Annotated in this window: 15 protein-coding genes, 1 tRNA gene and 1 pseudogene; 7 read left to right on the forward strand and 10 right to left on the reverse strand. The window is 65.7% G+C overall.

Features of this window, described 5'->3' with window-relative positions:
- Positions 1–129: 129 nt before the first annotated feature.
- From ACQR50_RS05030 to ACQR50_RS05040, 3 genes are all read right to left on the reverse strand, one after another.
- Positions 130–1,854: an FAD-dependent monooxygenase gene (locus ACQR50_RS05030; protein ID WP_428970050.1), complete on the reverse strand. Its 1,725-nt coding sequence runs from the start codon at positions 1,852–1,854 to the stop codon at positions 130–132.
- Positions 1,851–2,276 (reverse strand): MarR family winged helix-turn-helix transcriptional regulator, encoded by a 426-nt coding sequence (locus ACQR50_RS05035; RefSeq protein ID WP_428970051.1) that lies wholly within the window; start codon positions 2,274–2,276, stop codon positions 1,851–1,853. Before ACQR50_RS05035 ends, ACQR50_RS05030 begins: the two co-directional genes overlap by 4 nt.
- Before the next feature lie 391 nt (positions 2,277–2,667).
- On the reverse strand, positions 2,668–3,156 hold the full coding sequence (locus ACQR50_RS05040; protein ID WP_428970052.1) for a MarR family winged helix-turn-helix transcriptional regulator: 489 nt from the start codon (positions 3,154–3,156) through the stop codon (positions 2,668–2,670).
- 105 nt (positions 3,157–3,261) lie between these two features.
- Here ACQR50_RS05040 and ACQR50_RS05045 point away from each other — a divergent pair, with 105 nt between their 5' ends.
- From ACQR50_RS05045 to ACQR50_RS05055, 3 genes are all read left to right on the forward strand, one after another.
- Positions 3,262–4,380, forward strand: a complete 1,119-nt coding sequence (locus tag ACQR50_RS05045; RefSeq protein WP_428970053.1) for an amidase — start codon at positions 3,262–3,264, stop codon at positions 4,378–4,380.
- Complete coding sequence (locus ACQR50_RS05050) at positions 4,377–5,636, forward strand: carboxylesterase family protein (protein WP_428970054.1); 1,260 nt, start codon at positions 4,377–4,379, stop codon at positions 5,634–5,636. Before ACQR50_RS05045 ends, ACQR50_RS05050 begins: the two co-directional genes overlap by 4 nt.
- A 72-nt stretch (positions 5,637–5,708) precedes the next feature.
- On the forward strand, positions 5,709–6,653 hold the full coding sequence (locus ACQR50_RS05055) for a LysR family transcriptional regulator (protein WP_428970055.1): 945 nt from the start codon (positions 5,709–5,711) through the stop codon (positions 6,651–6,653).
- Here ACQR50_RS05055 and ACQR50_RS05060 read toward each other — a convergent pair.
- Positions 6,650–6,886 (reverse strand): annotated as a pseudogene (locus ACQR50_RS05060) (IS3 family transposase); the annotation flags it as partial. The gene ACQR50_RS05055 and the pseudogene ACQR50_RS05060 sit on opposite strands and share 4 nt — an antisense overlap.
- 8 nt (positions 6,887–6,894) lie before the next feature.
- Between ACQR50_RS05060 and ACQR50_RS05065 the strand changes: the two are divergent.
- Both ACQR50_RS05065 and ACQR50_RS05070 read left to right on the forward strand, forming a co-directional pair.
- Complete coding sequence (locus tag ACQR50_RS05065; protein WP_428970056.1) at positions 6,895–7,095, forward strand: ATP-binding protein; 201 nt, start codon at positions 6,895–6,897, stop codon at positions 7,093–7,095.
- A gap of 111 nt (positions 7,096–7,206) precedes the next feature.
- The gene (locus ACQR50_RS05070; RefSeq protein WP_428970057.1) at positions 7,207–7,869 is read left to right on the forward strand and encodes a Dps family protein; all 663 of its coding nucleotides are present in this window, start codon (positions 7,207–7,209) and stop codon (positions 7,867–7,869) included.
- Positions 7,870–8,072: 203 nt separating this feature from the next.
- On the opposite strand, the gene ACQR50_RS05075 is transcribed toward ACQR50_RS05070, so the two are convergent.
- Positions 8,073–10,397, reverse strand: a complete 2,325-nt coding sequence (locus ACQR50_RS05075; protein WP_428970058.1) for a GH92 family glycosyl hydrolase — start codon at positions 10,395–10,397, stop codon at positions 8,073–8,075.
- A gap of 438 nt (positions 10,398–10,835) precedes the next feature.
- Here ACQR50_RS05075 and ACQR50_RS05080 point away from each other — a divergent pair, with 438 nt between their 5' ends.
- Positions 10,836–11,891: an SPL family radical SAM protein gene (locus ACQR50_RS05080; RefSeq protein ID WP_428970059.1), complete on the forward strand. Its 1,056-nt coding sequence runs from the start codon at positions 10,836–10,838 to the stop codon at positions 11,889–11,891.
- A gap of 53 nt (positions 11,892–11,944) precedes the next feature.
- Positions 11,945–12,376: a hypothetical protein gene (locus tag ACQR50_RS05085; RefSeq protein ID WP_428970060.1), complete on the forward strand. Its 432-nt coding sequence runs from the start codon at positions 11,945–11,947 to the stop codon at positions 12,374–12,376.
- Positions 12,377–12,651: 275 nt separating this feature from the next.
- On the opposite strand, the gene ACQR50_RS05090 is transcribed toward ACQR50_RS05085, so the two are convergent.
- The 5 genes from ACQR50_RS05090 to ACQR50_RS05110 form a co-directional block, all read right to left on the reverse strand.
- Positions 12,652–12,726, reverse strand: a tRNA-Glu gene (locus ACQR50_RS05090).
- A gap of 57 nt (positions 12,727–12,783) precedes the next feature.
- Positions 12,784–14,538, reverse strand: coding sequence for a single-stranded-DNA-specific exonuclease RecJ (gene recJ / locus ACQR50_RS05095; RefSeq protein ID WP_428970061.1), 1,755 nt, complete (start codon positions 14,536–14,538; stop codon positions 12,784–12,786).
- An 89-nt stretch (positions 14,539–14,627) separates the two neighbouring features.
- Positions 14,628–15,314 carry a prolyl hydroxylase family protein gene (locus ACQR50_RS05100; protein WP_056439303.1) on the reverse strand — a complete coding sequence of 229 codons (687 nt, stop codon included), beginning with the start codon at positions 15,312–15,314 and terminating at the stop codon, positions 14,628–14,630.
- Positions 15,315–15,387: 73 nt separating this feature from the next.
- The gene (locus tag ACQR50_RS05105) at positions 15,388–16,392 is read right to left on the reverse strand and encodes an RcnB family protein (RefSeq protein WP_428970062.1); all 1,005 of its coding nucleotides are present in this window, start codon (positions 16,390–16,392) and stop codon (positions 15,388–15,390) included.
- A 142-nt stretch (positions 16,393–16,534) separates the two neighbouring features.
- On the reverse strand, positions 16,535–17,086 hold the full coding sequence (locus tag ACQR50_RS05110; RefSeq protein WP_428970063.1) for a (2Fe-2S)-binding protein: 552 nt from the start codon (positions 17,084–17,086) through the stop codon (positions 16,535–16,537).
- Between the last annotated feature and the right edge of the window lie 20 nt (positions 17,087–17,106).

The raw sequence follows: 17,106 nt of genomic DNA on the forward strand, positions 1-17,106 counted from the left end.
CTTTTAGCGATAGGCGATGCCGGATGGACCAACGTCCGCTACGGCAGAGCCGGATACGAGCAGCGAATGGCCGCAACGGGGTCATCTTCGACATCGACTCAAGGTTATCTTTTTTCAGCAAGGCGATCGTTACACGCGTGGGGCTATCACCGTCGTTCGTATGCCATTCGGATCGGCAAATACGCGTTTACAATAGGCATGGAGTAAGTCCGGACGATCAGCGCGGCCGCGGAAAGCGATGTGACCGTCGGGGCGCACGAGGACCAACGCAGCCTCGTCGTTGATCCCATAGGCCGTATGCGCCTCGCCATCGAGGTCCGATAGCGTCATGGCGTCATCGGCTTCGGGAACGGACGCCCCCAGCACCAGCCTCGGCCTCACCCATTCCCAGGACGTGACCGTCGCGATGGCTTTCCGCAGAGTTGGCATGGCATCGGGGTTGCGTCCGTCGAATGCGAGCAATGTCCACCCCCAGCTTTGGCCATCGGGGTTGTAAAGCTGGGCGAACAGCGTCGTCGAGGCGCCGTCCGCTGCTACGAGCTTCGCGTCAGGCGCCCGTTCGCCCGCCTTGGGCGCATGGCGGCTCAGCAGATCGCGCACGCTGCCGAGATGGTCCTCGCTGATCGGGCTGTCCGGATAGCCGACGGTCAATTGCTGAAGGTCGGCGCTACCCTGAATCAGCGTGCCGATATTCGGCAAGAAGCGGGCGGCGACGTCCATGACCGCATCCTTCACCTTGCCGCGATATACGCTGTTCTGGAACCCGCGCACCTGCTGCGCATCGAGCCGGCGATGCTCGCCACCACGCTCGTGGTCGTAGGAGTCGAGCAGGACCGGATCGCCCGTGCCGGCCAGCATCATCGCGAGCCGCCATGCCACCCCGATCGCGTCGTGGAAGCCCGAGTTCATGCCCTGTCCGCCTGCGGGGAGAGAGAGGTGGCCCGCGTCGCCGACCAGCAGCACCCGCCCCTTGGCGTAATGCGCCGACGCGCCATGCTGGAAGCGGCTGTGCGTCAGCCAGGTCGGGTCGGTCAGCGTCAGCGTCTCGTCCTCCGTCACCTCGCGCGCGATCGCCTGCATCTCTTCCAGCGTCGGATCGCGGTCGGGAATGCCGGTATCGTCGGCGAGGAAGAACAGCCGGTGGTAGCCACCCCAAACCGGCAGCACGCCGCAGAAACCGCGCGGATAATAGAAGAACCAGAGATGGTCGAAATCGGTCGAGCGCCGCCAGCTGAGCTTCGCATCGACCTGCCGGTTCATGCAGTTCGGCAGCTTGTCGGGTACGAAGTCGAGGCCCAGTTCGCGGCGGACGAAGCCCTTCGCCCCGTCCGCGCCGATCATGTAGCGGCAACGCAGCGTCCGCTCGGTCCCGGCGACCTCGGTCTCGTCATCGTCACCGACATCGACGATCGTCAACGTCACACCGTCATCGTCCTGGACAAAGCCGGTCAGCTTGCGTCCCCGTTCGATGCGCGCGCCCTTTGCCCGCGCCTGCTCGGCGAGCGTGCGCTCGATGACGTCCTGCCCGCTGTACAGGACCGGACCATAGGGGCTGGGCACGTCCGCGATCACGACGGGATCGACGACGCGGCCGTTGAGCAATGTGTTGACCTGGGTGATGTCATAGGCGTTTGCGGCGATCGCGTCGCGGACGCCGATGCTGGCAAGCAACTCCTGCGGGCGCGCCCACAGGTTGTTGGCGCGCGACCACTCCTTCACGTCGTGCCGCTGCTCGATCAGCAGGCAGTCGACCCCGTGATGGCCGAGCGCGCAGGCCGTGGTCAGGCCGATCGGTCCGCCACCCACGATGATGACGTCGGCGTCGAACCGAGTGTCGGAAGTCGAACTGGTCATGCTGGGTCCTCCTCGTCGGTGGCGACGAATGATGGCGGGATGTCTGCGAAATAGTCGGCCATCGCGGCGTTCATTGCGCGTAGCGCGGTTATGGCGATGGCAAGGCGCTCCGGCCCGATCCGGTCGAGGATGGCCTGGTCGAGCGGCGCGACGGCTTGTTCGGCCTTGGTCAGCGCGGCGCGTCCTTCGGGCGTGAGGACAATCAGCTTCGCACGCTGGTGATGCGGATTAGGCCGTTGTTCGACCAGGCCGCGGTCGACAAGCAGATCGACCACGCGCTGAACCGCCTGCCGGGTCAGCCCCATGTTGCGGGCGATATGCGCGACGGGCAGTGGATGCGACGAATAGCCCAGCGCGCCCAGCACCTGCCACCACGCCGTCGTCAACCCGGCCGGGCGGACCAGCGCGTTGCCCGCGTCCACCAAACGCCCGTTGGTCTCAAAGACCGCAAGCGCGAGATTTCTTACAGAGACTTCGCCCTCATCCACCAATTTAGCATCCTGTCGTTATGACAATATGCTGTCCAAATACATGTGATCAGGTGAGGTTCCCGCCCGTGCCGATCCATCGATCACGCACGAGCCTCAACAGGCTGAAGATTCTCATTTCACCACCGCTGTCGGAGAAACTCGCAGGGTAGCGGGCAGGGTCGAAGCTCAGCGCTTCCCAGGCGGTTCATCCCACGGTTCGATGATGCGATCCTTTCGATGGAATGGAAGGAAGCCGTATGGGACAGCTACGTCACGGGAGCGCCACGACCAGGCACGCTGTCATTGTCCGCTCCGATCCGACACAGAGATCGCAACGCATCTTTCACTTCGCTTCCGCGAATTGCGCAAGGTTGCTCGAGACACGTTCCAGCAACGCATTCAAGTGGGCGATCTCCTCTCCGGACATGCCTGCGAAAGCCTCGGCATAGAGCGCGCGCGCATGCTCCCATGCTTCGGTCCCAGCGACCTCGCCTTTGGTGGTCAAGGCGACGTCCGATACCCAGGGCTTGTCCGGACGCGGTTGTCGCCGGACGAGATCGTCCTGTTCCATGCGCTGGATGATCCGGGTCATGGTCGGAAGCTTCTCGCCGGCGTGCTTGGCGATTTCGCTGACGCTGGCGACCTTGTCCTGGTGCAGCGTCATCAGCACGCGCCAGCGAGGCATGTCGATGCCCGACGCGCGAAGCTTCGTTTCCATGCCCTCGCGATAGCGGCCACTGGCACGGGCCAGCCAGTAGAAGGGCCAGCTTCGATAGGTGAACGGCGCGGCGGTCCCGGGGCCTGCGCCTGCTGGCGTATCGTTCCTGTCCATCGCAGCGCCATAGGCCAAAACCGTCGTCAAACTAATGGGGTTGAATATTCAACATCCCATGCTAGCTATAGGTTGAATATTCAACGTCAAGGATGGTGAGCGAACTTGCCCGATGCAATTCTCCTCGAGACGATGGCTCTGGGGTCGGAAAGCGGCCCCCGAGTAGCGGTAAAGGACTGCATCGATATCGCGGGCTATCCCACGCGGTGCGGCAGCGCCGCGCTTCGCGACGTCCCGGCGGCCGAGCATCATGCCGTTGTCGTTCGCAACCTGCTCGCCGCAGGTGCCCGGATCGTCGGGAAAGCCAATCTGCATGAGTTGGCCTATGGCGTGACCGGTATCAACGACGCCTTCGGAACGCCGGTCAACCCGCGGTTCCCGGCACTTGTCCCGGGCGGGTCGTCCAGCGGGTCGGCGGCGGCGGTGGCAGCAGGTCTGGTCGATTTCGCGATCGGCACCGATACCGGCGGCTCGATCCGTCTGCCCGCCGCCTGCTGTCACGTCTTCGGCGTAAAGCCGAGTTTCGATCGGGTAAGCCGGGTGGGCTGTCACCCGGCCCGTTCCAGCCTCGACTGCATTGGCATATTGGCGCGCGATCTATCCCGGTTGATGACCGGCATGCGCAGCATCGATCCCGGTTTTGGCGAATGCCCGGTTGCCAGCGGGATACGGCTTGGTCGACCCGCCGGGCTGGCCGATGACCGCATAGAAGCCGCACTCGACCATGCACTCCAAGCCGTGCCTGCGGAAACCGCCTCCGTGGAGCTGCCGGGTCTGGATATGGCGCAGGCGGCAGGGTTGACGATCATCGCGGCCGAGCAATGGGCCGCCTTCGGCACGCTGGCGAACGACGCCCGGCTGGGCGCGGATGTCCGAACGCGCCTCCAGGCGGCAGCGAAGGTGACGACAGAGGATGTCGCCGCTGCGGAACTCGTACGCCATGGCTTTACGCTGGCGGTGGACGCGTTGCTGGAGTCGGTGGATGCGCTGGTCCTGCCGACGCTGCCCGTTCTGCCGCCCGCGCTTGCGGAACTGGGGGACGCCGCCGCTATTTTGCAACTGACGGCGCTGGTTCGCCCGTTTAATCTTTCGGGGCATCCGGCGCTCTCGGTGCCGATCGCGCTGGTCGACGGGCGACCGGTTTCGCTTCAGCTGGTCGGTCGGCGGGGGCAGGACGAACAGTTGTTCGCCGTGGCCCGCGCGCTGTTCGGGGCGGTCGCGTGACCCGGCTGGCGACCGAGGCGCGGCTGTCGCGTCTGGAGGCGGAAAGTGCCATCCGGCACGTCACGGCCCGCTACTTCGCCCTTTGCGACACGCTGGGGCCGGAGACGCCGCTCGATACGCTGCGCGCCTTGTTCACGACCGACGCCGTCTGGCAGGGCGCCGCGCTGCGTTGGGTTCAGCAGAACGCGGCCGCATTCGGCGGGGACCCGGGCAATGTCACGATCGCGGGCGAGAGCGCGGGCGGTATGTCGGTCCACATCCTGAACACCTCGCCGCTCGCCCGGGGCCTGTTCCACAAGGCGATCGTCATGTCCGGCGGCGACACGCGCACCGATGGCCGCGGCATCGCGGATGTCGAGAAGATCGGCATGGACTTCGCAAGGTCGAAGGGGATCGATCCGGCGGCCTCCGATGCGCTGACCAGACTGCGCGGGCTCAGCCCCGAGGAGGTGACCGACGGTCTCAGCATGATCGAATTGTTCCAGCCGAAGCCCGGGCCGCGCACGTTCAGCAGCCCGGTGCCGGACGGCACGGTGATGGTGGATCCCGAGGCGGCCTATCGCGGCAACAAGTCGGGGCGCGTGCCGATGCTCATCGGGTCGACCAGTGCAGATTCGGGCGGTAAGTCGGGCTTCCTTATCGCCGGCGCGCGGGAGGCCGCGCGGGCTGTGGCGGGTGCCGGCGTGCCGGTGTGGTATTATCGCTTCTCCTATGTCGCGGAATCGCTCGGTCAGCCGGGCGCGCTCCATGCCACCGATATCCCGTTCTTCTTCGATACCGCCGTTGCCAAATATGGCGACAAGATGACGCCGAGGGATCAGGCGATGGCGAAGGCGATCAGCGGCTATGTCGTCCGCTTCGCGAAGAGCGGGAATCCGAACGGAGCCGACGCGCCGACCTGGCCCAAATTCACCGTGGCAGGCGACGAGATGATCGACTTCGCCCCCGATGCGGTGCCGGTCGCGCAGCGTGACCCGTGGGGCAAGGAGATCGACGACGCGGTGGCGCGGCTCGCGCGGGCGCGCGCGTCCGGGCATTACACCAGCCTGACGACGCTGGTGGGGGTCCTGATCGACGACCCCGCTGCCCGGGCGGTGCTCGAAAAACACGTTCCCGACCTGGTCCATAGTCCGCAGATCGACATGGCCCGGGGTGCCACCCTGGAGCAGCTGCAGCCCTATATGCCCGGCCTGACACCCGCGAAGATCGAGGCGATCAACGCCGACCTCGCCAAGGTGCCGACCAAGGCCAACTGAGGCTGGCCGAGGAGAGGGGTGGCGTGCCGCCGCGCGCCGCCCTCTGCTCACATTGACGGCATGCGAACGGGCATGCGAAGGATCGACATGCGTCGCCCGCCCAGCATGGCTAGCCTGCGTCTGTTCATGCAGGTGGCCTATAACCGCAGCTTCAGCGAAACGGGGCGCCTCGCCAACCTGTCGCAGCCGGCATTGAGCCGGACGATCCGGTTGCTCGAAGAGCAATTGGGTACGCGCCTGTTCGACCGGGACTCGCGCAACGTCCGGCTTACCCAGGCGGGCGAGATGCTGCTGCCGATCGTCGAGCGTCTTACCGCCGACTTCGACCATGCCTTCTCGGATCTGGCGCTCACCTTCGCGGGGCAGCGGGGACGTGTGGTCATCGGCGCACTGCCGTCGGTCGCGGGCGGGGTGCTCCCCGAAGCGATCGCCAGCTTCAAGGCAAGCCATCCCCAGGTCGAAATCGTCGTACGCGACCATCTGTCGGGCACGCTGCAACGCGAAATGCTGGAGCGACAGATCGATCTGGCCATCACCACGGAGACGAATGCGACAGACATCGCATTCCACCCGCTCTTCGAAGAGCAGCTGGTGCTGCTACTGCTTCCGGGCAGTTCGTTGGACCAACCGGGACCGAGCAACTGGAAGATATTCGCCGATCATCCCTTCATCGCCATGGCGCCGCGGAGTAGCGTCCGCCAACTCACGGACGCCGCTTTCCTGAAGGCAGGGATCGAGGTGCCAGCGCTCTACGAGTGCGGCCAGTTCTCGACCGTGGCGGCAATGATCGGCGCTGACCTCGGTATCAGCGCGGTTCCCCGCTCGATCGTGGACATGCTTCCCGGCACCAATCTCGCGTGGCGCCCCTTACATGGTCCGAGAGTCGCAACCATGATCGGCGTTGCCTGGCCGCAAGCAAGAACGCTGGTACCGGCCGCCGAAGCGTTCCGGCAGCACCTTATCGCCAGCGTCAAGCGCTCCGACCCGGGCGATGTTCGGCTGCCGAAAGTGCCCTAGGTGCTGAGTCCCGGCATCTGGTGGATCCGGTCGACGATGAACCGGTCGGGCTCTGACGTCCGGATCTCGGCGATGTATTCGTAGGGTGTGAGCCCGCTGAGCGTCTTGAGCCAGCGGGCGAAGTTGTAGGCGGCCATGAAGTCGGCGAGGTACGTCCGGAGCTGGTCTTGGCTCTGGTAGTGGAAGCGTTTGACGGTCGCTTCCTTGATGGTCCGGTTCAATAGCTCCAATCGTATTTAGCGTGGCCGATGACGGCGGCGGCGTGCCCCCGGGCGCGCACGCGCTGGTGCTGCAACGCTTCGATCGCGGCCGCGCGAACCAGCCGGGGGTTGGGCTGAGCCTGGCGCTGGTCAAGGCGATCGCCGATCTCCACGGCTTTGTCCTTGCCTTCGCGACGCAGGGCAGTGCGGTGTCGCTCATCTGGCCCGGCGCGGCAAAATGAACATAAATTAATAGAACCCTATTCCGATGGTCGCGTTCACCGTGCGCCGATCAACGGCCTGAGCCGAACTCCATTCCCCCGGCTGAGCCCCTTATCGAAGGAACAGGAACGATGCGTTACGCTTCGCTCGCGCTGGTCGCGTGCCTTTTTGCCGCGCCCGCTTTCGCCCAGACCGGCGACACTCAGACGGGCAACGGATTTCCGCAGAACAGCCTGTCCAGCCAGCCGCATGGCGGCCCGCAGGGCGAGGCGCAGCGTGCCTCGATCATGGCGCTTCAGCAGACGCTGATCGAACTCCAGCAGCTTCAGCTTCAGACCAAGCAGGCGCATTGGAATGTGTCGGGCACGCTGTTCTATCCGCTGCACGAGCTGTTGCAGGACCATCATGACGGTGTCGCCAAATATGCCGACGAAGTGGCCGAGCGGCTGCTGGCGATCGGCGCATCGGCGGACGGCCGCGCCAATACCATCGTCCGCACCAGCCGCGTGCCCGAGATGCCGGGCGGCTTCATCGACGATGCGCAGGTGATCGGCTGGTTTGCGAACAACTACCGCGTGGTCAGCGACGAGATCGGCCAGGGCATCAAGGCCAGCGAGGATGGCGATCCCACGACCTCCAACCTGTTGCAGGAAGTGCAGCACGCGATCGACAAATATCAGTGGCAGATGCGCGCCATGATGCAGCCGACCCCGACCGACGCCAATAACGGCGCGGACCTGAACGGCGGCCGCCCGGTGCCGCCGATGGCACGGACGGCCCCCGGCGCGCGATAGGCATCGACGCCCGTCGCGCTCGACCCGGTGCCGGGGGGCTCAAGGCCTTACGGCAGTTGGGGGCGAATGGGATGATCCTATCGAACCGGAGCCGGCAACGGCCTGCTGGCTCCGGGTACGTCGCGCTCGTATCGCATCTATATGCCGCCCGCATAGGTAAGACCGGATCAGTTGACCGCTGAATCTCGTGTTGTGGGTCCTTCTCACCGCGTCGTGCTGGCAGAATATGGTCGATCCTTGGAGTGCGTCGCCCAGGCGGTGTTCGGCGTCGTCTGCATCGTGAAACGCAACTCGCCACCAGCCATGATCTCGTCGTGCCGCAGATAGGCGCGCGTTACGGGTACCCCGTTCAGCATCACCTTCCCGACATAAGGATGCCGGTCGTCCAGCCGATCGGCGATCACGGTCAGCTGCCGCCCGTTGGGTAGGGAAAGCGCGGCTCGATTTAGAAAAGGACGACCGATCACATATTCCAGGCTGCCGGGCGTCACCGGGTAAAAGCCCAGCGCGGTAAAAACGAGCCAGGCGGACATCTGCCCGAGATCGTCATTGCCGGACAGTCCGTCGGGCGTCGGGCGATACTGGCTCTCGACGATTTGCTTCAGCCGGGCCTGTGTCCGCCACGGTGCCCCGGCATAACTGTAGAGATAGGCGACATGGTGGCTGGGTTCGTTGCCGTGAATATATTGGCCGATCAGCCCGGCAATATCCTCGGCATGGCTATAGTCGAGTTTCGAATTGTCGAATTCGAACATCGCATCCAGCTTGGCGATGGTAGCCGCATCGCCGCCGAGCACGCCGACGAGTGAAGCCTGATCCTGCGGCACGAACCAGCTATATTGCCAGGCATTGCCCTCGGTATAGTCCGATCCGTAGTTGATCGCCGTTGGATCGAACGGCGTGCGGAACGATCCGTCGCTCTTGCGCGCACGGATGAAGCCGGTCCGGGCATCGAAGCTATTCCGCCAGTTGCCTGCACGTCTTTCGAATGTCGCAGCGATATCGGTGCGGCCCATGGCGCGCGCCATCCGTGCGATCGTCCAGTCGTCATAGGCATATTCGACGGTCTTGGAGGCGGCCTCCGGCTCGTGATCGATCGGGACATAACCGCGCTTCATATACTCGCCCAAGCCGCCGTACGGCGCATAGGTCGCGCTCGCGACCATGGCTGCAAGCGCCGCGTCCGCGTCGAAACCTCTGATTCCCTTCAGATAGGCGTCGGCGATCACGGGTGCGGCGTGATAGCCGATCATCGTCCACGTCTCACGCCCCTGAAACTGCCAGACGGGGAGGATGCCATCAGGACTATCCTTGCGGCTGGCCACGAGTGACCGCACGATCTCGCTCGACAGGCTTGCTGGCTGGATGAGGGTCAACAGCGGATGCTCGGCGCGGAACGTATCCCAAAGCGAGAAGGTCGAACGGAATGTGTAGCCTTCCGCACGATGCACCTGATTGTCGGGACCGCGATAGCGACCGTCCGCATCGCTGGCGACGGCGGGTGCCAGCAAGCTGTGATACAGCGCAGTCGCCACGGACGTGGCGATCGGGGCAGGCGCATCGATCTTCACCGCGTCGAGGGCTGCGCGCCACGCCCGGGCCGTCTTTGCCCGGATCGCATCGAAATTCCCGGCTTCGCTCGCCAGGTTTGCGATCGCGCCTGCCTCATCGACCGATGAGATCGCGCTTGTCACTTCAAGCGGTCGGCCCAGGGGGCCGAAATCGAAGCGAGCGACCAGGGCGCGTCCGGCGCGATCCGCAACCGCGTCACTGCCGCGCCCCGGTCCCTGGAAGCCCTTATAAGGGACGTCCGTCTCGGTCGAGACGAACGCATGCCCCTTCAGCGGCGCGGAAAAACGGATCGCAAAGCACAGGTTTCGGTCGGGCGCCCAGCCGCGCGTCTGTCGGCAGCCGGTCACGATGCCGTCGGGACGCAGCCTGATCGAGGACCACAGGACTTTCCCGGGATAGTTGTAGAGCGAGCTGCGCAGATCGAGCACCAGATGCAGGGACGGCGCGCCGGACGTGGTACGATAGCGGGCGACGCCGATCCGCGTCCCCGCGGTCAGCTCCGCCTGGACGCCTCGATCCTCCAGCTTGACGGCGTAATAGCCCGGCCGGGCAACCTCCGTCGCGTGATCATAGCGCGAGCGATAACCCGACCCCGGCTTGCCGGCGTTGCCGGGTTCCAGTGGCACGCTATCCCCACTGACCGGCATCATGAGGAAATCGCCGAGATCCGAATGCCCGGCACCGGAGAAGTGCGTCAGCGAAAAACCTTGGATGGTCGGATCTTCATAACGATAGCCCGCCGCATGGCTGTAGCATTCCCGAATGACGCAAGTTGTGTCGGTATCGGGCGAAAATTGCACCATGCCAAAGGGAGCGACCGCCCCGGGAAAGGTGTGGCCTTCCCCACCCGTGCCGATCATCGGGTCGACCCGATCATAGGTCGATTGCGCGGACAGCGGCATCGCGGCAAGACTGGCGAGCAGGGCCAGCACGGCCCCCGGACGGGAATGCTTCATCGCCGCATTAAAGCATCCCGGGGCATTTGGCGAAAGTCGCTCGCCGCTGTACGTCCACAATTTCAGGGGCTTGGCTCGATCGTGGCGCACAAGAGGAGCAACACGGCCATTCTATCTGAGCGAATGGAACACCTTATCCCGACCACGCCGATCGCTGAGGTTCGCGCGGACGGATGTTCGACGTCGGCGGGGTGATAGAGGCCGCCGGGTGACCGCATATGGGCTCTCCGCCGACCACAGCCCCATCGGTGCGGGTATCGCGGAGCGAAGCCAGCGTACGGCGTGTGTCGAGGAAGTGCAGGTTGGCCCCCTGTCGCGTTGGAGCGCCGACCCCAAGACGATCTGGCGGTGCCTGTCGATCGGTCGGACCATCTGCGGGTGCCGTTCGTTGCCTCGGTTATGGCGACGATATCGACAGCACCGACGATGGCCAGACCGGTGGCAGGTTGGCGCCCGCGTCGGTTGCTGGTGACGCGCTCGGCGCTGGGCTTCGCGCATGGACGAGGGATCGTCGCGCGTGCTGAAGTGCAGGGCGTTGAGGTAGAGACACTCCCAGGCGATCGCCTTGCACTAGGTCTGCCCGACGATCCGCGGCGCGCCTATGCGGCAGCAAAATCGACGCTCGCGGTGGTGGTTGCGCCGCCGTCCAAACGACGGCTCCAGCCCATCGCACCCAGCGCCGACTGGCGGATCGACCTCGCCGAGGGGTGTCCGGCGCATTGCAGCTATTGCTATCTCGCAGGGTCGCTGAAGGGGCCGCCGATCACCCGCGTCTACGCCAATCTCGAGGAGATACTGGACGGGCTGCCAGCCTATCTGGGGCAGGGCAGCATCACCTCGCGCAGCCGCGACCGCGCGCATGAAGGCACGACGTTCGAGGCGTCCTGCTACACCGATCCGCTGGGGCTGGAGGCGATCACCGGATCGCTCTCGACGGCGATCACCTGGTTCGGTCGCTGGGAGGCTGCGGCGCAGCTTCGCTTCACCACGAAGTTCGCCGACGTCGGGCCGCTGCTTGGCCTTGATCATCAGAAACGTACGCGGATGCGTGCGTCGATCAATCCGGCGATGTTCGCCCGGTTCGAAGGCGGTACGGCGCCCGTTGCCGCCCGGCTCGCGGCCTTGGCGGAAATGGCGCGCGCGGGATATCCGATCGGCCTGACGATCGCACCGATCATCGCCGCCAAGGGCTGGCGCGAGGCCTATGGCGCCTTGCTCGCCGATGCGGCGGCGGCCCTGGCGGGGATCGCCGGTGTCGACCTGACGATCGAGCTGATCACGCACCGCTTTACGCCCGGATCGAAGGCGGTGCTGGAAAGCTGGTACCCCGGCTCTTCGCTCGACATGGGCGCGGAGAACCGCACGACGAAACGCACCAAGTTCGGGTCCGAAAAGCAGGTCTACGACGCGCCGACGATGCGCTCGCTGCGAACGTTTTTCGAGGAGAGGATCGCGGCATTGCTGCCGATGGCGCGTATCCTCTATTGGACATAGCGTTCGCGTTGCCAAGCGTGCCTTGGCCCGAACTGCCCAGCCATCGGCTGAACATGCTGAGCAAGTTCCTCGGCATTCGGCACAAACGTCACGATGCACTCAAGGACGCCCGCGCCGCTAGTATCGTAATCGTGCGCGCAATCGAGCATACCGGTATCGGTCTTTCCGGATGGCTCGCACCCGCAAGCACCCGACGCGGCCCGGCTCCCAAGACAGCTGCGGATGGTCCCCTGAAAGGTGAGCGGGTCGCCCTCTTGGGCGCTGCTCGAGATGGAAGACTGGCACGATGTCTGGCGGGAGTCGGGGCGCGGATCATGTCAGGGGTTGGCACCACCACAACGACGCTCGTCATCATTGACGACCAACCCTTTGGCCGCTTTGTGTCAGGTCATGCCGAATATCGCCGCGCTGAAGAGCTGGGGAAGCAAGGAGCATCGGTCACGACTGTGCTGGAGACGGAGATGCTAACCTGGATGCAGCGCTAAGCGAAATAACTTGGTCAGGATCAGCCTGTTTTCGAGCGCGCTTCGGGCTTTCATCGATCGGAAAAAGCGGCTCACGCTCGAAGCGTGGCGGCCGTTATGGAGCCCGGAACCACACTCGGATGCGAGACGCAATGGCATATCCGAATCGATAACTTTCGACCCAGGGCGGCTCATTTCCAACCATCACAGCCAGATTATTTTGGGGGACGAGATGATGTCGCTAATCGCACCGTGTCCGCAAAAAGCGCATATTTCTGCCGCTTTTGCCTTGACAATGGTGACCCCTACGGGAATCGAACCCGTGTTTCAGCCGTGAAAGGGCCGCGTCCTAACCGCTAGACGAAGGGGCCGCCGGGTGGCGTGGAGGGGCCTCTAAGGGAGGGTGCGGAAACCGTCAAGCGCTTTTTTTAGTCGGCCCATGCGGCATCCTCGACATGGAGTTCGGCGACGTCGCGGCCGGACCAGTCGTCGACCTTGGCACGGCCGACCAGCCACAGGCGGCGGGTGCCGCCCGCGCCGAGCAGAGCCTGGCCGAGCGCGGTGTCGGCCTGGCGGAAGGCCATGGCTTTCAGGCTGCGGCCGTCGGCGCCCGCGACGATGGCGCGGACGTGATTCGTGCCGACCAGATCGGCGCGGATCACGCGGAACGGTCCGGCGGCGATGCGCGGGGCGGGCCAGCCCATGCCATAGGGGCCACCGGCCTCCATCGCGCCGACCAGGCCGGGATTGACGCCGCCGGGCGCCAGGACCGCATCGACCAGCAGTGCGCGACCCGCGCTGGCGCGCACGACGGCGTCGGCGAGGCGTTCCTCCAGAAACTCGGCCAGCTCGCCGATCCGGTGCGCCTCGACCGTCAGGCCCGCCGCCATGGCGTGGCCGCCGCCCGCGATCAGCAGGCCATGCTCCTTGGCGGCCAGGATCGCCGCCCCCAGATCGACGCCCGAGATCGAGCGTCCCGAGCCCTTGCCCATCCCATGCTCGTCAACCGCGATGACGATGGCCGGGCGATCGAGCTTCTCCTTCAGCCGTCCCGCGACGATGCCAATGACGCCGGGATGCCAGCCTTCGCCCGAAACGAGCGCGACATGCCGGTTGCGGTCGACGGTGGTCTCGGCGGTGGCCTGTACACCCGCCTCGATCGCGCGGCGTTCGTCGTTGAAATGGTTGAGCTCCTCGGCGATCGCGCGTGCTTCGGCGGGATCGTCGGTGGTCAGCAGCCGCACGCCCAGATCGGCGCGACCGACACGCCCGCCCGCATTGATGCGCGGCCCCAGCGCAAAGCCCAGATCGGAGCAGGTCGGCGCGCGGGTCAGCCGGGCTGCGTCGGTCAGCGCGGCCAGACCGATATTGCGCCGCTGCGCCATGACCTTCAGGCCCTGCGCCACGAACGCCCGATTCAGTCCCCGCAGCGGCGCGACATCGGCAACCGTGCCCAGCGCCACCAGATCGAGCAGGTCGAGCAGGCGCGGTTCGGCCCGGTCGGCGAAGAAGCCTCGCGAACGCAAGGTACGGATCAGTGCGGCACCCAGCAGGAAGCATACGCCGACCGCCGCCAGATGGCCGTGGGCGGCTCCCTCGGTCTCGTCGAGGCGGTTGGGGTTCACCACCGCATGGGCGCGGGGCAGTTCGGTCGCGCATTTGTGGTGGTCGACGACCAGTATCTCGATCCCGGCGTCTTGCGCGGCGGCCAACGGCTCGAACGCCTGCGCGCCGCAATCGACCGTGACGATCAGGTTCGCGCCCTCTGCCTGGAGGCGCAGCAGCGCCGCTTCGGTCGGGCCATAGCCTTCGGTCATCCGGTCGGGGATATAGGCGCGCGGGGACAGGCCCAGGTCACGGAGCAGGCGCACGAGCACGGCGGCAGAGGTCGCGCCGTCGACATCGTAATCGCCGAAGATCGCGATCGGTTCGCGCGCGATCACCGCATCGGCGAGGCGGGCGGCGGCGCGGTCCATGTCGCGGAAGATCGACGGATCGGGCATGAAGCCCCGGATCGAGGGGGTGCGATGCGCCTCGATTGCGTCGGGCGGGCACCCCCGGGCGAGCAGCAGCTGGGAAACCAGATCGTCATGGCCCAGGCCGTCGCGGGTATCGGCGGCCAGCGCACGCCAGCGCCAGGGCTGGCCCAGGATCGACTGGGCGATGCCGAGAACGTCGGTCATCGGCGGAACTTGAAATCAGGGAAATTCACGCGAAGGCCATGCCACGGAGCGCAGCATCGCGACAAGAGCGGCGGGAGAGGCTTGGGGGGTCAGCTGACCCAGTTGCCCTCGCGAAACCATTTGGTGATGACATATTTGGTGCCCTCGACCACGGGCATCCCCTCGTGCAGCGTCATCTCGTTCGGGCTGCCGTCCGGCTTCATGTTGTTCCATGCCAAGAGCAGGCCCTGGCGCGGTGCAACACGGATGCCCGCCTGCGGAAACCAGGTCGCGCCGCCTTCGGCCACGTCGTTGAGGTAGATCATCGCGGTCCAGGTCCGCTGTCCGCCATGGACGCGCACCTTTTCCCAATAGCTTTCGCTTTCGTGGAAATAGTCGTGATGGGCGCGGAACTGCTGGCCGGGGGCGTAGCGCTGACCCTGCATCGTCTCGCCCTGTTCGGGCGCGATGCCGAGCAGTGCGGCAATCGATTCGTCGATCGGCTGAACATCCGGCGACCAGCGCGCCATGTCGCAGCTTTCCGACGTGCGGAACCCGTAATCGGGTCGATCGGACAACAGGGTGGAGGGCCGCCGATTGGCGTCGATCATCGCCATCAGCGTCGCGCATTGGGCGGGCGTCAGGAAGTCGGGATAATAATAGATCTGCGCCGTGTCCGTCGCCACGCGCGTCACCGCCGGGTTCGCATCGAGATGCTCGGCAACCGTCACCGCGAAACGGGCGCGCAAGGGCGAGGCGGCGGGGTGGCCCTTCGGCTTCCTCTGGAAGAACGACATGTTCGCGGATGTGCGACGATGCGGGGCCAAAGACAAGAGGGGAGGGACGCTTCGCGCGTCCCTCCCGCCCCGATCACCAGAAGATGTCGTACACCACGTCGACGACCATGCCGCTGCGCAGGTCGACCAGCACCGCGTCATTGTAATAGCGTACCCAGCGATACGAGCCGTAGGCGGGCGGCAGACGATAGGCATAGGGATCGTCCAGCCAGTAATTCTCGCCGAAGAACATCGGCTCCAGGATCACCCCGCTGGAGAAACGCTGATAACCATAGCCGCCGTTCGGCCCGTAATAACGCGGCAGGTGATAGGCGCCCCGGTTCATCGAGCGCCAGCCCATCCAGTCGTAACGCCGGTCGCCGCGCCAGCCGCGATTCCACTGGTTCGCCCAGGCACGACGTTCGCCGAAGCCATAGGCCTGGTCGTTCTGGTCGCGCCAGTCGCCGAAGCTGCGCCGCCAGCGGTCGCGGTCGTCACGCTGGCGCCGCTCGTCGTCGCGCCAGCGCCGATCCTGTTCACGCGCTCGATCTTGCGCCCAGTCTTGCCCTCGATTTTGCCCCCGATCTTGCCAGCGCCGCTGGTCCTGCCACTGGCCCCGGCGGTCGTCACGCCATGAGCCGGGGCCGCGATCCTGTCGGTCGACCCGTACGCCGCTGGGCCCCGGATCGGGTTGCGGCCTCGAATCGGGTCGGGGCTGATCGCGCCAGTTGCCGCGATTGCCACCCCAGGAGCGCTCTTCGCCCGGGACCGGCGCGGGCGAGGGCTCGGGCCGCCAGCGGCCGCCACGTCCGCCGCCATCGCGCTGCTCGAACCGGGGAGCGGGTTGGGGCGCGCGGGGTGCTTCGGGATGGTCCGGGCGGAAGGCCGGGCGGTTTTCGGGGAAGGCTTCGCGATTGTTGAAGATGGGGCGTCCCTCGCTCCGCTCGACTCGACCGGCAGGGCCACCACCGGGGCCACCACGCGGCGGGCCGCCTTCGGGGCGACCTTGCGGGCCGCGATCCATCATCATCGCCTGCGCGCTCGCCATGCTTGGCATCGCCCCTGCCACCATCGCGGTCGCCGCCAGCAGAGCCGCCATCCAATGCCTGTTCATTATGCCCTACGTCCCATGTGTCGGCGCACGAGCCGACCCTGATCATGACGGGTTTATGGCATGATGGCGTTGAGCGATTGCTGAACTGGCCTGTCAGCAAGCGGAAAGAATCGGCGCCATAGTGGCTTCACTCGTCCCGCATCGCGGCGGGCACCAGCGCGGGTACGGCGCGGGCGGCATCGCCGGGATCGGTGCCGGGCATGGGGGCGGCGGGAATGGTCTCCTCGCCCCGTGCCGCGCGGGCGGCGCGCTGGATCGTTTCGACCAGGCGGGGGTAGATGCCGCAGCGGCAGAGGTTGGTGATCTGCGCGCGGATGAGTTCTTCGGACGGATCGGGATTTTTTCGGATCAGCGCGGCGGCGGCCATCACCATGCCGGGAATGCAATATCCGCACTGGCTGACATTGGCGGCCAGGAACGCCTGTTGAACGGGGTGCGAGCGGTCGCGCGACAGCCCCTCGATGGTGGTGACGACGCTGCCCTCGATCCGGCCGATCGGCACTTGACAGCTGCGGACCGCGCGGCCGTCGATATCGACCGTGCACGCGCCGCAATCGCCCGTGCCGCAACCATATTTGGTGCCGGTCAGGTTCGACGCATCGCGCAGCGCCCAGAGCAGTGGCGTGTCGGGCGGCAGGCGATAACGAACGGGCTGATTGTTGACGGTGAAGCTGGACATCGCGGAAGCGGGCTTAGCCG

Source organism: Sphingomonas sp. Xoc002 (assembly GCF_050408055.1).
GTDB classification, from domain to species: domain Bacteria; phylum Pseudomonadota; class Alphaproteobacteria; order Sphingomonadales; family Sphingomonadaceae; genus Sphingomonas; species Sphingomonas yabuuchiae.

Bases quoted from the DNA above. Each gene is read 5' to 3' on its own strand.
- ACQR50_RS05030 (WP_428970050.1), bottom strand. From the start codon at position 1,854: ATGACCAGTTCGACTTCCGACACTCGGTTCGACGCCGACGTCATCATC.
- ACQR50_RS05040 (WP_428970052.1), bottom strand. From the start codon at position 3,156: ATGGACAGGAACGATACGCCAGCAGGCGCAGGCCCCGGGACCGCCGCG.
- ACQR50_RS05055 (WP_428970055.1), top strand. From the start codon at position 5,709: ATGCGAAGGATCGACATGCGTCGCCCGCCCAGCATGGCTAGCCTGCGT.
- ACQR50_RS05070 (WP_428970057.1), top strand. From the start codon at position 7,207: ATGCGTTACGCTTCGCTCGCGCTGGTCGCGTGCCTTTTTGCCGCGCCC.
- ACQR50_RS05075 (WP_428970058.1), bottom strand. From the start codon at position 10,397: ATGAAGCATTCCCGTCCGGGGGCCGTGCTGGCCCTGCTCGCCAGTCTT.
- ACQR50_RS05085 (WP_428970060.1), top strand. From the start codon at position 11,945: ATGCTGAGCAAGTTCCTCGGCATTCGGCACAAACGTCACGATGCACTC.
- recJ (WP_428970061.1), bottom strand. From the start codon at position 14,538: ATGACCGACGTTCTCGGCATCGCCCAGTCGATCCTGGGCCAGCCCTGG.
- ACQR50_RS05100 (WP_056439303.1), bottom strand. From the start codon at position 15,314: ATGTCGTTCTTCCAGAGGAAGCCGAAGGGCCACCCCGCCGCCTCGCCC.
- ACQR50_RS05105 (WP_428970062.1), bottom strand. From the start codon at position 16,392: ATGGCGGCTCTGCTGGCGGCGACCGCGATGGTGGCAGGGGCGATGCCA.
- ACQR50_RS05110 (WP_428970063.1), bottom strand. From the start codon at position 17,086: ATGTCCAGCTTCACCGTCAACAATCAGCCCGTTCGTTATCGCCTGCCG.